The organism is Burkholderia sp. BDU5 (assembly GCF_001522845.1).
Taxonomy (GTDB): Bacteria; Pseudomonadota; Gammaproteobacteria; order Burkholderiales; family Burkholderiaceae; genus Burkholderia; species Burkholderia mayonis.
The window spans coordinates 24,702-37,178 of record NZ_LOWC01000159.1 but is presented as its reverse complement, the minus strand read 5'-3'; the positions used below and the strand labels follow the sequence as shown (position 1 = coordinate 37,178).

General features: G+C 60.9%; 13 protein-coding genes. All 13 read left to right on the top strand.

Translation table 11 applies throughout. The features are described 5' to 3' along the window. Position 1 precedes the first annotated feature (1 nt). The 13 genes from WS69_RS25235 to WS69_RS25175 all read left to right on the top strand — a co-directional run bounded on the left by WS69_RS25235 (position 2) and on the right by WS69_RS25175 (position 12,438). Positions 2-844: a toprim domain-containing protein gene (locus tag WS69_RS25235; RefSeq protein ID WP_059473384.1), complete on the top strand. Its 843-nt coding sequence runs from the start codon at positions 2-4 to the stop codon at positions 842-844. Further along, complete coding sequence (locus WS69_RS25230) at positions 804-2,066, top strand: AAA family ATPase (RefSeq protein WP_231747227.1); 1,263 nt, start codon at positions 804-806, stop codon at positions 2,064-2,066. The genes WS69_RS25235 and WS69_RS25230 overlap by 41 nt, the downstream gene beginning before the upstream one ends. Position 2,067: 1 nt before the next feature. Next, positions 2,068-2,253: a hypothetical protein gene (locus WS69_RS25225; RefSeq protein WP_059473383.1), complete on the top strand. Its 186-nt coding sequence runs from the start codon at positions 2,068-2,070 to the stop codon at positions 2,251-2,253. Then, positions 2,250-4,676 carry a DNA polymerase gene (locus tag WS69_RS25220; protein ID WP_059473382.1) on the top strand — a complete coding sequence of 809 codons (2,427 nt, stop codon included), beginning with the start codon at positions 2,250-2,252 and terminating at the stop codon, positions 4,674-4,676. The genes WS69_RS25225 and WS69_RS25220 overlap by 4 nt, the downstream gene beginning before the upstream one ends. A 68-nt stretch (positions 4,677-4,744) precedes the next feature. Beyond that, on the top strand, positions 4,745-5,764 hold the full coding sequence (locus tag WS69_RS25215; RefSeq protein ID WP_059473381.1) for a hypothetical protein: 1,020 nt from the start codon (positions 4,745-4,747) through the stop codon (positions 5,762-5,764). Continuing rightward, the gene (locus WS69_RS25210) at positions 5,764-6,765 is read left to right on the top strand and encodes a hypothetical protein (protein WP_059473380.1); all 1,002 of its coding nucleotides are present in this window, start codon (positions 5,764-5,766) and stop codon (positions 6,763-6,765) included. Before WS69_RS25215 ends, WS69_RS25210 begins: the two co-directional genes overlap by 1 nt. Next, positions 6,710-7,078, top strand: a complete 369-nt coding sequence (locus tag WS69_RS25205; protein WP_197419315.1) for an endonuclease domain-containing protein — start codon at positions 6,710-6,712, stop codon at positions 7,076-7,078. Before WS69_RS25210 ends, WS69_RS25205 begins: the two co-directional genes overlap by 56 nt. Further along, positions 7,075-7,854 (top strand): ribonuclease H-like domain-containing protein, encoded by a 780-nt coding sequence (locus WS69_RS25200; protein WP_059473379.1) that lies wholly within the window; start codon positions 7,075-7,077, stop codon positions 7,852-7,854. The genes WS69_RS25205 and WS69_RS25200 overlap by 4 nt, the downstream gene beginning before the upstream one ends. After that, positions 7,854-8,117, top strand: a complete 264-nt coding sequence (locus WS69_RS25195; RefSeq protein WP_059473378.1) for a hypothetical protein — start codon at positions 7,854-7,856, stop codon at positions 8,115-8,117. Before WS69_RS25200 ends, WS69_RS25195 begins: the two co-directional genes overlap by 1 nt. Next, complete coding sequence (locus WS69_RS25190; protein WP_059473377.1) at positions 8,117-8,818, top strand: deoxynucleotide monophosphate kinase family protein; 702 nt, start codon at positions 8,117-8,119, stop codon at positions 8,816-8,818. Before WS69_RS25195 ends, WS69_RS25190 begins: the two co-directional genes overlap by 1 nt. Continuing rightward, positions 8,819-9,733 carry an ATP-dependent DNA ligase gene (locus tag WS69_RS25185; protein ID WP_059473376.1) on the top strand — a complete coding sequence of 305 codons (915 nt, stop codon included), beginning with the start codon at positions 8,819-8,821 and terminating at the stop codon, positions 9,731-9,733. Between the two features lie 52 nt (positions 9,734-9,785). Then, positions 9,786-9,944: a hypothetical protein gene (locus tag WS69_RS25180; protein ID WP_231747220.1), complete on the top strand. Its 159-nt coding sequence runs from the start codon at positions 9,786-9,788 to the stop codon at positions 9,942-9,944. A gap of 1 nt (position 9,945) precedes the next feature. Then, positions 9,946-12,438, top strand: coding sequence for a DNA-directed RNA polymerase (locus tag WS69_RS25175; RefSeq protein WP_231747219.1), 2,493 nt, complete (start codon positions 9,946-9,948; stop codon positions 12,436-12,438). The last annotated feature ends 39 nt before the right edge of the window (positions 12,439-12,477 follow it).

Genomic DNA, 12,477 nt, shown 5'->3' with positions numbered 1-12,477 from the left:
GTTGCTCGACCCGAAGACATGGCTCGACGCCGCGCAAGCTACCGACGAGGGCCGGTCGCGGCGGGTTGACCATCACTGCGGCGGCGGACGCACGCTCAAGGTGTCCAACGAGGAGCGGGGCTGGTCAGCCTTCTGCTTTCGTTGCGACGACAAGGGCTGGTTCGCCAAGCCGCAGGAGTCGCTGTCCGAGCGCATCGCAAGACGTGCTCGCGAAGCCGAGCAGGACGAGCGCACAGCCTCGTCAGTGGCCTTGCCCGAGCCGATCAATACCGACGTGGCCACTTGGCCCGTGAGGGCCGCAGTGTGGCTGTACAAGGCCAGCATCGGCAAGCCCGAGATTGCGGAGCTAGGGGCCTACTGGCACGAGTCCACCGCTCGTGTCGTGGTCCCCGTGATCGAAGGCGAGGAGATCGTCTACTGGCAGGCTCGCGACCCTTGGTGGACGCGTAGCTCGAAGCGCCCGAAGTACCTCAACCCCGAGACCGACAAGCAGCACCTCGTCGCTAAGTACGGACGGGGCGACCCGCTTGTGCTTACCGAGGACGTGTTGTCGGCGTACCGCGTAGGCCAAGTAACTGAGGCGTGGTCTCTCCTCGGCACAAACCTCACCGACCCTGTGCTCATTCGCATCATCAAGCGCGGCGGCAAGGTGCGTGTGTGGCTGGACCCCGACGCAGCGGGCCGCAAGGCATCCCGAACGATCATCAACAGGCTGGCGGCGTGCGGCGTGGACGCGGAAGCGATCCAGACGCAGCGCGACCCGAAGCTCTACTCGCGGAGGGACATAGCACTTGTCATTGGACGTGACACTCCTGCGTCTCCTGAAGACAAGGGAACGGTTTGAAAAGCTGTACAGGTCCGTGCCCGAGCAGGGCATAGACGACAACACACGGACGATCCTCAAGGACTTCGGCAAATACTTCGACGCCAACCCCGGCGTCAAGGTGATCGAGCCGGGACCGTTCGCCACGTACTTCAGCCTCCTGCACCCGAAGCTCAAGCCCGAGACCATCGGCGTGTACAAGGCACGTTTCAAGGAGATCGGAAAAGACCCGGCGCCGGGGACCGAGGACGGCATCCTCGAACGGCTAGTGTCTGTCCGCACGGCGGCGAAGCTACAGCAGTTGCTCGAAGACTTCGACGGCGGCGAGGCCGACCTGAGTGCTGCACTGCGCGTCATCAACGATGAGCACGAGGCGTTCTTCCTGCGCCGCAAGAAGCATCCGAAGGTCCGCGACCGCATCGAAGACATCCTCGAAGAAGACGAGAACGACACCGGCTTCCACTGGCGTCTGAACTGTCTCAACGGTTCGATGCGCCCGCTACGTGCTGGCGACTTCGGCATCATCGGTGCGCGTGTCGATACCGGCAAGTCGTCTTTCATCGCGAGCGAGTTGACGTTCATGGCTCCGCAGGTGGACGAACTCTACCCGGATCGTGAGCGGACTATCGTGTGGTTCAACAACGAGGGTCCGGGCAAGCGCATCAAGCATCGCCTGTACAACGCCGCGCTGCAAGAGAGCACGAAGGAACTGATCGTGCGCAAGAAGGCGGGCACGATCTACGACGACTACGTTGGAGCACTCGGCGGGCGTGACCTGATCTACGTGTTCGACGTTCACGACTACACCATGTCGGAACTCGAAGACATCGTGAAGGAACTCGACCCGGCCATCGTCATCATCGACATGCTCGACAACGTGCAGGCCGATGGGCAGGCAACCAACGGCGGCACACGCACTGACCAGATTCTCGAATGGCTGTACCAGCGTGCCCGTGTGTGGGCCGTGAAGTACGACTGTGCAGTGCTGGCTACCTCGCAACTCAACGGCGAAGCCGAGGGTGAAATCTACCCGAAGCAATCCATGCTCGCCAACAGCAAGACCGGCAAGGCCGGGGCCGCAGACGTGATCGTGATGGTTGGTCGCAGCGACTCTCCCGACTTGCAGAACAGCCGGTTCATTTCACTCCCGAAGAACAAGAAGCGACGCGACGGCGGGGCACAAGACCCGCGCCGCGAGGTGACGTTCGACGGGCCACGTTCCATCTTCAAAGACCCGGAGTGACATGGCGACATACACGAAGGAGTTGTCGCGCCGCACGACTATCAGTGAGGACGACGAACGGGATACGGTCATGCTCGTGCAGAAGAACGACCCGAAGTTCCGCGACGAGGACGACATCATCGTTCTCAACTCTCACGAGGCCGAGCGCGTCTACGCATTCCTGCATCGGAAGTTCGGAGGGCAATGAACTACACCGTATGGGACATCGAGACCAGCACTAAGACGGAGTTCAAGCGGAAGGCTAACCCCTTCTCGCCCGAGAACTACGTGGTCTGCCACGGTTTCAGCCGAGGCAAGATTGGTGCAGACACGTTGGCCGAACCCAAGGGCGAATACTTCGGCGTGGGCGATGCAATGGAGGGCCGCATCGCTGCGTGCAAGAGCCTCCCGAAGGATTGGTTCACTAAGCTGCTGAAGGGCACGAAGGTACTGGTCGGACAGAACATCAAGTTCGACATCCTGTACGCCATCGCGAACCCGAACTCTCGCTGTGAGGAAAACCTCATGGCGTGGATGGAGTGGGTAGCAGGCGGCGGCATCGTGTGGGACATCCAGCTTGCCGAGTACCTGTTGCGCGGCATGGAACAGTCCTCGCAGATGATGTCGTTGGACGAGATCGCACCGGCCTACGGCGGCAACGTCAAGTTCGATGAAGTCAAGGCGCTATGGGAGCAAGGCGTCCCGACCATCGAGATACCCGAAGACCTCCTCATGCGCTACCTCGTCGGTGGCGACGGCGAGCACGGCGACATCGGCAACACCGAACTCGTGTTCCTGAAGCAGTTCGAGAAGGCGAAGAAGACGGGCCAGCTACGCAGCATTCTGCTCAACATGGGGTCGCTGCTGTACACGACCGAGGCCGAGCGCAACGGCATGTTCGTTGACAAGGAACTCGGGCTGAAGCTGGCCGAAGAACTGAAGGGCAAGCTCGACCTCGCAGTCGAACAACTGAGTGGCTACCTGCCCGAGGACTTGCCGTTCGACTTCAACTGGTCGAGCCGCTTCCATAAGTCCGCGCTCATCTTCGGTGGCACGGTGAAGTACAAGGCGCGTGCTCCGGTGCGCGACGACGAGGGCAACCTCACGTACTACCAGAAGGACGAGGAGCACGTCCTGCTCGCCCACGGCAACAAGACCATGCCGTACGACGAGTGGATTCGAAGGGCTCATCAGCCCGAGCCGCAGCGATTCGCAGGCGGCAAGAACAAGGGCGAGTTGAAGAAGAAGAAGGTCAAGGTGCCCGACATCGAGCGCGGCCCGAAGACACGCATCGAAGACTTCGAATACACGTTCGACGGGTTCACCAAGCCAAACAAGCGGTGGGCCAGCAGCGAGCCGGGTGTCTACTCGACCGCCGCGAACGTCATCGAAGAACTCGGCAACAGGGACATCCCGTTCCTGAAGACGCTGAGTGAAGTGCAGGCCATGACGAAGGACTTGGGCACGTACTTCATCGTCGTGGACGAGGAGACCGGCGAGGAAAAGGGGATGCTTACGCTTGTCCAGTTGGACAGCATCATCCACCACTCGCTGAATCACACCTCGACCGTCACGGCGCGACTGTCCTCGTCCAACCCGAACTTGCAAAACCTGAGCAAAGGCCAGAAGTCGAAGGTCAAGCTCGTGTTCAGGTCGCGCTTCGGTGAAGACGGCGTGATCTGCCAGTCGGACTTCTCGTCGCTGGAGGTGTTCATCCAAGCGATTCTCACCGGCGACCGGCAGTTGATTGACGACTTGGCGTCGGGCGTGGACATGCACTGTATGCGCCTCGCGGTGAAGGAGAAGATGCCGTACGAGGAAGTGCTGCGCCTGTGCAAGAACAAGGACGGTAGCGTACCTCCCGACGTTCACGCCGAGTGGGACTACAAGCGGACCAAGGCCAAGGTCTTCTCCTTCCAACGTGCATACGGCGCTGGCGTCGCGAAGATTGCTGCGTCCACTGGCATGAGCGAGGAGGAAGTTCAAGCACTGGTCGATGCCGAGAACGAGCGTTACCCGAAGATCGAGCAGTTCTACGAACGGCTCACGGCGACGATCAAGAAGAACCGCAAGCCGACCAATCGCACGGTCGAGCATCCCGACAAGCGCGGGCTGATGGTTCAACTCGGCAAGTCGTTCAGTCGTACCCCGGACGGCAAGCTGTACTGCTATTGGGAATCCCCGTCTCCGTCGTTCCTGTTGGACAAGGGCATCCTGTCCTCGTTCAGTCCGACCGAGATAAAGAACTACGTCGTGCAAGGCGGCGGTGGGGAGTGGGCCAAGGCCGCGATGTGGCTTTCGGTTCGCGCCTTCTATCACTTCAAAAACTTCGACGGCAAGGCTCTGCTCGTGAATCAGGTTCACGACGCGGAGTACGGCGACTTCCACAAGAGCGTGGCGGCAAAGGCTGCTGCCCTGCTGCACACCTGCATGGAAGAAGCCAGCACGTTCATGGAGTGGTGGTTCAAGTGGGAGCTTCCGATAGGAGTCCCGAGTGACACGGTGTGGGGTCCGTCGATGATGGACGAGAACCCCATCGAAGACCCCGTGTTCGGCAAGGCAGTCGAGAAGCTGCGACCGTGGGTGCGCAACCGATTCATCGGAGGCCACGCACCGTCATGGATGCACTGAAGCTCGGCGTTATGGCGGTCGAGGCACCGATCGCCCTGTACCTCATCATCAAACAAGGAATCTGATACATGGCATTGGACATCAAGAAGCTGGCAGCGAAGGCGAAGAAGACGGGCCGCGACTTCACGAAGACGACCTCGGGCGGTGGCGGCGAGTACACCCCTCCCGCAGCAGGCCCGTGCAACCTGCGCTTTGTCGGATACTTCGAGATCGGCCTGCAAAAGAAAACGTTTAAGGGCGCGGAGAAGAAGGTCAAGCAGGTGCAGTTGGTCTTCGAACTCTCGGGCAAGAACTACCCGCCGAAGGAACTGGACGACGGCACGAAGCTGCCGGTGCGCATGACGATCACGGAGGCCGACTCCACGAACGTCAAGGCGACGATCAACAAGATTTTCAACAAGCTCAACTACGAGGGCAAGGCGACGCACTTCGCTGAACTCCTCGGCAATGCCTACCGTGGCCGCGTCTATCACGTCGAGAAGGAGACGGACGGCGGCAAGGTGGTGTACGCCAACCTGCGCAACGAGGACGGCTACAGCTTCACGCCTCCCGTGATCGAGGTGATTGACGAGGAGACCGGCGACGTGACCACGAAGCCGGTGAAGGTGGCCGAACCGCTGACCGAACTGAAGCTGTTCCTGTGGGACAACCCCGACAAGGAGCAGTGGGACAGCATCTACATCGACGGCGAGTACGAAGCCGTGAAGGACGAGAAGACGGGCAAGATCGTCAAGCCCGCTCGCTCGAAGAACGTGCTCCAGAACAAGATTCGCGCCGCGCTGAATTGGGAAGGTTCCCCGATGCAACTGCTGCTCGAAGACGGCGAACTGGAGACTGACGACACCGAGGGCAACGAGGCCGACCCAGACGAGCAGGAGCACGACGAGTCGGACGACGACACCCCGCCGCCGTCGAAGGGCACGGCTACTGCGAAGAAGGCAGCGGCGGCGAAGGCCACGGCGTCGAAGAAGACCACGACTAAGAAGGCCCCGCCGAAGAAGAAGCCCGAGCCGGAACCCGAGCCGGATGACGACGATGCCGGTGGTGACGACGCTGGCGACGACGACGATCCGCTGGAAGACATCTGATGCAGAAGCCTGCGTGGTTGGAGAAGGCGGCGAAGCTCGCCGCTGAGACTAAGCCGCAGGCTCGCGTCATCGTCCCCGAAGTGGTGAGCGAGCGCACTGTCCACGTTGACGGTGACTACCTCGCTTACCGCTGCGCGGGAAGTGATGAGTGTCCTCCCGGCATAGCTCGAAAGAACGTCCGCGATAAGGTCGATGCGTTGCGCGAAATGAGCGGCGCACGACGCGCCCTAGTCCACCTGTCGATGCCGGGTGGGAACAAGGGCGAGCGTTACCTGATCGCGACCATCAAGCCCTACCAAGGGCAGCGAACCCACAGCAAGCGGCCCGCGAATTGGGACATGCTGCGTGCGTACCTCGAAACTCACGACCCAAAATTGAATCCGGCATTCGCGGTGGCCCGATGGTCCGACCGTGAGGCCGACGACGGATTCGCCGTGGCGAGTTACGGGGCGCGTGATCCATCCCACGAGTGCGCCATCGCATCGCCTGACAAGGATATGCGGATGCTGGCTGGCCTGCACATCGACTTCCACGACTACACCCTGACCATCGTGCCCAAAGGCACCTATGAGCTTCTAGGCCCCTACAACGGGCTGGTCTATGGGCACAAGTGGTTTTGGTTGCAGACGCTCATGGGCGACACGGCGGACCACATCCCCGGCCTGCCGAAGGCCGAGGGCAAGTTGTGCGGAGAGAAGACCGCAGAGAAGTACCTCAAGGGTACGACATGCAACGAGGAGGCGTTCGAAGTCGTCAGCAGGCTCTACGAGGGCACGTATGGCGACGAGTGGGCAGACCGCTTCGTTGAGCAGGCCGCGTTGCTTTGGCTGCGCGGCGGCGACAAGGCCCTACTCCACGACTTCATTCGAGTCGTTCCACTTACTCCCGAGATCGAGGCGGCAGCAAAGCGCCTGAATAAACGCGTGAGGATACAGCGTGCGGAGATTGACAGCATCACAGCTAAAGCCCACGCGGCTGAAGCTGAAGAAGGAGCAGCGTGAGATTTGTCCGCTGTGTGATGGGCCTCTTGGCGACGACATTGTTCTTGACCATGACCATGCAACGGGCGATGTCCGGGCGGTGCTCTGCCGCTGGTGCAATGCGGTGCTTGGCAAAGTCGAGAACTGGTCGAATCGCATCGGTCGCGGCGTCGAGCCGAAGACCTTCCTCAAGAACGTCCTGACGTATCTCGCGTTCCACGCCGAGAACCCGTCGAACATCAAGTACCCCACTTACAAGACCGAAGCCGAGAAGCGCGATGCACGCAATCGCAAGGCACGCCTCGCTCGTCGCAAAGCCAAGGAGGCGAATTGACACAGCCGCGCATTCTCGTACTCGACATCGAAACCGCCCCGGTCCTCGCCTACGTGTGGCGCACGTTCAAGGAGAACGTGTCGTGGGATCAGATCAGCACCGACTGGTACATCCTCTCGTTCGCCGCGAAGTGGCTCGGTGATCCGCGTGTCATCTACTTCGACCAGTCGCGGAAGCGGAACATCGAAGACGACCGCGACCTCATGAAGAAGCTGCACAAGCTGCTCAACGAGGCCGACATCGTGGTCGCGCACAACGGCAAGAAGTTCGACGTGCGCAAGATCAAGGCGCGCTTCATCCTCAACGGCTTCGAGCCGCCGTCTCCCTTCCGCATCATCGACACGATGCTCGAAGCGCGCAAGGAGTTCGCGTTCACGAGCAACCGTCTCATCGCCCTGACGGACATGCTATGCACCGAGAAGAAGCTGACGCACGCCAAGTTCCCCGGCTTCGAACTGTGGGCGCAATGCCTGAAGGGGAACCCCGAGGCGTGGGCGGAAATGAAGGAATACAACATTCAGGACGTGGTGTCGCTGGAGGAGTTGTACCTGAAGCTGCGCCCTTGGATGGAAGGGCACCCGAACGTCGGCGCGTTCACGGACCCGGACGAAGTGACCTGCCCGCGCTGCGGCGGTACGCATCTGCGCAGGGCTGGCTTCCGCTACACGCAAACGGGTAAGTACGTCCGCTACCAGTGCTACGACTGCGGCGGCTGGTCCCGTGGTCGCACGATGGTCAACACCCGCGAAGTTCGCGACAACCTTTTGGTGAACTGATGAACGTCATCGGAACGCTTCAGCACCTCGCCAGCGAGTGCGGTGAGACCACGCAGGCTGCGATCAAGTACATCCAGCACGGCCCGACCTCCGTGAACCCGAAAGAGCAACCGCCGAAGACAAACCGGCGTGCGCTGGAGGAGGAGGTAGGGGACACGCTGGCCCTGATCGAACTGCTGATCGAGGGCGGTGTCCTGCGTCGCAAGAAGGTGCAGACCCGCCGCAACCTCAAGCTCGACACGTATCGGAGGAAGTACGCCTAATGGCACGAATCATCGGACTGACCGGCTTGGCCGGTGCGGGGAAGGACACGGCTGCGCAAGCGATGCAGCGTGAGATCGTCGGGGCCGGTACGGAGTGCCGCATCGGCAGCTTCGCGGACCCGATCCGCCAAGTCAGCAAGCTCATCGGTCTCGAACCGTACGACCGTGAGCGCAAGGAGAAGCGCGTCTGCATGAACGTGGACGACTTCTGCGACAGCTTCCAGCACGCGATGGACAAGGTGCTCGGCCAGCGACTCCCCGATGAGGACCGCGCCGCGCTCTACGCCTACACCGTCGAGGCGCTGGAGAAGTTCATGTACGAGGACGTGATCGAACTCTCTCCTCGCGAGTTCATGCAGGTGTACGGCACGGAGGGCGGGCAACGTCTCCGCAAGACGCTGTGGGTTGACCTCGCCTCGTCACTGTGGAACGCGCTCCCCGGCATCGTGCTCGTCCCCGACACCCGATTCGCTCACGAACTCGCGGTGCTGGACGACCTGATCCTCGTGGTGCGCCCCGGCACGCTGCCCGTCAACGGCCACGTCAGCGAGCAGCTTGCGCTGAAGCTGATGGACGGCGCGGACCCGGCGACCATTGCACCCGGCCTGCGCTTCTACCGCCTCTACAACAACCGCCCGCAAGCGTTCTTCGAGCGCGCCGCTGAAAAGCTGGCAACCGCGTTCGCCCACTACGGAGTCTGAATGACGAAGTACATCATCCACAAGGCAGTTGACTTCTCGGCAGTAAAGGTAGGAGTGCGTAAGGAACTTGGCGCGGAGTCGGTCGATTGCCTTGCCAACACGCACTACCTGCAACGTAAGTACGACGGCTGCAATGCCATCGTCAAGGTGACGCCGAGTGGCTTCGACATCCGGTCACGCACCGACGAGCGTGTGCGCTCCTGCGACCACATCGGCGTGAACGTGAAAGCGCTGTTGTCGAAGCGGCTCGAACGCGGCGAGAGCTACGCGGTACTCGGTGAGGTGTGGCGAACACTCACGCCGTTCGCGGACATCAGCGGCATGTACCGGCGACACAACGCGGAGCCGACGTTGCAGTTCGTCGTGTTCGACATGCTGACGCTGGACGAGTTCGAGAATGGCGCTTCGTTCCGTCGCTTCGAGGATCGGTACAACGCATTGTTCCCGTACTTCCGTGGCTTCCATCCGCTCGATCCGGTGCGCCTGTGCGAGACGTACATGCCGGGTAGTTACGGGGAGCCTGTGTCCCTCGCCACGCACCTCGTCAAACAGGGCGGCTACGACGGCGCGATCCTCCGCGACCCGGACGGGCTGTGGACGGCAGGCAGCGGCACGGACGGCGAGATCATCAAGGTCAAGGCCGCAGAGACCTACGACCTCCGCGTCGTCGGTGTCGAGGAGGGCAAGGGCAAGTACAAGGGCACGCTCGGCGCGCTTGTCTGCCAAGGCCCGAAGGGTCACGTCAAGGTCAGCGGCATGACCGACGCGCAGCGCGACGAGTGGTGGGCCGACCCGACGAAGATCGTCGGCCAGATTGTCGAGGTGCAATGCCTCGGCTTCACCAACATGGGTTCCCTCCGCGAGCCGCGCTTCAAGGGCGTCCGATTCGATAAGGAGTCCGCAGACTTTGAGTGACATCCGGCATCAAGTAACTCGCGACCCCGCCTCACCGCACACCCTCGTACTCGTGTCCGCCCTCTACAGCAACGCCAAGGGCACGTTCCTCGAAACCTCCCTGATCGACTCCCTCCGCCACGACGACTGCGACTCGCTTGAAGCCGCAGTCGCCGCCGAGGCGCGTCTGCATCGGGAACGCATTGAAGCAAGGATGAAGGAGGCAGTCTAATTTGACGCAAGCGTACGAGTTTGTTGGTCCGTTCGAGTCGCCACAGCGAGCGCTCGAAAGAGAGATCATCAGGGAGAGCCGCGAACGTGCTCTCCGCATGATGGAGAAGCGCGAGCAGGACGGGCAGGCCGACATGAACCCGTACGCTCGCCCCATCTACCGACGCTACATGATCCCGCTGGCCGGGATGATCGAGGAGTCTGTAGCAAGCACCGGCAAGGCGGGCCGTCGCAAGGCCCATGTTGCCCTGCTCAAACCGCTCGACCCGATGAGCGTGGCCTTCATTGCAACACGTTGCGTGATGGTCGCGATACTCGGTGGGTCCGCAAGCGACGACGCCCGTGTGGTGGCCCGTCACTTGGGAGTAGCTGTCTATCGCGAACTCGCCCTCGCGTCGTTCGAGAACGTCAGCCCCGAGTTGTATTGGGAGATCATTCACGACATGGACCGTCGTAACTCGAAGGACGCACGGTACAGATACCGAGTGATCCGAGACACGGCAACAAACCGCGACATCGAACTGCCCGACTGGACGCAGGTGGACCGTGAGCAAGTCGGTCTGTTCCTCATCGAAGGACTGCGGCAGGTGGGCATGGTTGACGTGCATCGCCGCACCACGAACAAGTTCGGCAAGGTGCGCGAAGCGTTCGAGATCAACCTGACCGACGAAGCACTGTCCCTGATCGGGCAGATCAAGTCGGTGGTGGAAGTGACGATGCCGTTGCACCTGCCGTTCATCGAGCCGCCGAAGCCGTGGACCGCGTTCAACCGTGGCGGGTATCACACGAACGAGATGCGCCGCGTTGCGCCCTACTGTATCTCTGCGCCCCGTGTGAAGAAGCGCGAGGTGCTGGACGTGTATCACCGTGCCGACCTGACCGTCGTGCGTGGCTCGATCAACCGGCTGCAATCGGTGCGCTGGCAGATCAACGCGGAAATGCTCGACACCGTGCGGCTCGTCGCGAAGCATTTCGACATGGACGAGGTGTTCACGCAGGCCGAGACACCGAAGCCGAAGCCTCCCGAGTGGTTGCCCGCCGACCGCGACGCGCTGAAGAAGGAGGACATGACGCCGGATCAACTGAGCGAGTTCACCGAATGGAAGCGACGGGCCGCTGAGTGGCACAACCAGATGAAGATGCGGCGAAGCAAGTTCAATCGGTTCTACTCCGCGACGCGGGTGGCCGAGCGCTTCAAGGAATACGATGCCATCTACTTCATGTACCAAGCCGACTTCCGTGGCCGACTGTATGCGATCACAACTGGCGTCAGTCCTCAAGGAAGCGATCTCCAGAAGTGCCTCCTGCGCTTCGCTGATGGAAAGCCTCTCTCCGATCCTGACGCAGTGCGGTGGTTCAAAATCCACGGGGCCAATAAGTTTGGGGTTGACAAGGTTCCGTTTGCCGACCGGATCAAATGGGTGGAGGATCGAGACCAGTTCATCGTCGCAATGGCCGATGATCCTGTCAGTCACCGAGACTGGACTGAAGCTGACTCTCCGCTGCAATTCCTTGCTTGGTGCAAGGAGTACGCTGCATGGCGACGCGATCCTACAGGCTTCGTTAGCCGTCTCCCGGTTGGGCTTGATGGCTCATGCAATGGACTTCAGCACTTTTCTGCAATGCTCCGCGACGAGATTGGCGGGCGAGCTACTAACCTTCTCCCGTCAGAGCGACCGAACGACATCTACCAGCAAGTTGCTGATGTCGTGAAGCGCAAGCTGTCGGAGCTGGACATCGACTCGCTGGCCGAGAAGCATCAAGTGTTCGCGAAGAAGTGGATCGCCCACGGTGTCAACCGGAAGCTCGTGAAGCGTTCCGTGATGACGCTGCCTTATGGATCGACTCGGTACTCTTGTGCTGAGTTCATCGTTGAGGACTACCTAAGACGTGGTGAGGCGGTCGAGTTCGAGAAGAACGAGTACACCGCCGCAGCGAACTTCCTCTCGTACGTCGTGTGGGATTCCATCGGTGAGGTGGTCATCGCAGCTTCGGAAGCGATGGCGTGGTTGCAGAAGTGCGCAAGCACCCTCATCAAGGGCGGACAGCCACAGATACGGTGGACGACGCCGAGTGGCTTCCCGGTCGTGCAGGTCTACAACGAGGCTGAGTTGATGGTCGTGAACTCCATGTTGCTCGGTGGGGTGCGTATCAAGGTGGGCGTGGGTTCCGATACTCCGCACATCAACCATCACAAGAACGGGCTGAGTCCGAATTTCGTGCATAGCATGGACGCGTCGCATCTAGTGCTGACGGTACGGGAGTGTGAGAAGCAGGGGATTGATTCTCTCGCGATGATCCACGACGACTACGGCACGCACGCAGCGGACACGCAGAAGTTGTTCAACATCATTCGAGATACGTTTGTGAGGATGTATGAGGAGAACTCTCCGCTTGATTGGTTCCGCGATCACAATGACGGCCTTCCTCCGGTTCCCAAAACTGGCGGGCTGGATTTGGAGCAAGTGCGCAAGTCACAGTTCTTCTTCGCATGAGTCTGTCACCCACGAAACTGAAATTGATTTCGGTCGCGT

Bases quoted from the DNA above. Each gene is read 5' to 3' on its own strand.
- WS69_RS25215 (WP_059473381.1), top strand. From the start codon at position 4,745: ATGGCATTGGACATCAAGAAGCTGGCAGCGAAGGCGAAGAAGACGGGC.
- WS69_RS25210 (WP_059473380.1), top strand. From the start codon at position 5,764: ATGCAGAAGCCTGCGTGGTTGGAGAAGGCGGCGAAGCTCGCCGCTGAG.
- WS69_RS25220 (WP_059473382.1), top strand. From the start codon at position 2,250: ATGAACTACACCGTATGGGACATCGAGACCAGCACTAAGACGGAGTTC.
- WS69_RS25190 (WP_059473377.1), top strand. From the start codon at position 8,117: ATGGCACGAATCATCGGACTGACCGGCTTGGCCGGTGCGGGGAAGGAC.
- WS69_RS25225 (WP_059473383.1), top strand. From the start codon at position 2,068: ATGGCGACATACACGAAGGAGTTGTCGCGCCGCACGACTATCAGTGAG.
- WS69_RS25185 (WP_059473376.1), top strand. From the start codon at position 8,819: ATGACGAAGTACATCATCCACAAGGCAGTTGACTTCTCGGCAGTAAAG.
- WS69_RS25195 (WP_059473378.1), top strand. From the start codon at position 7,854: ATGAACGTCATCGGAACGCTTCAGCACCTCGCCAGCGAGTGCGGTGAG.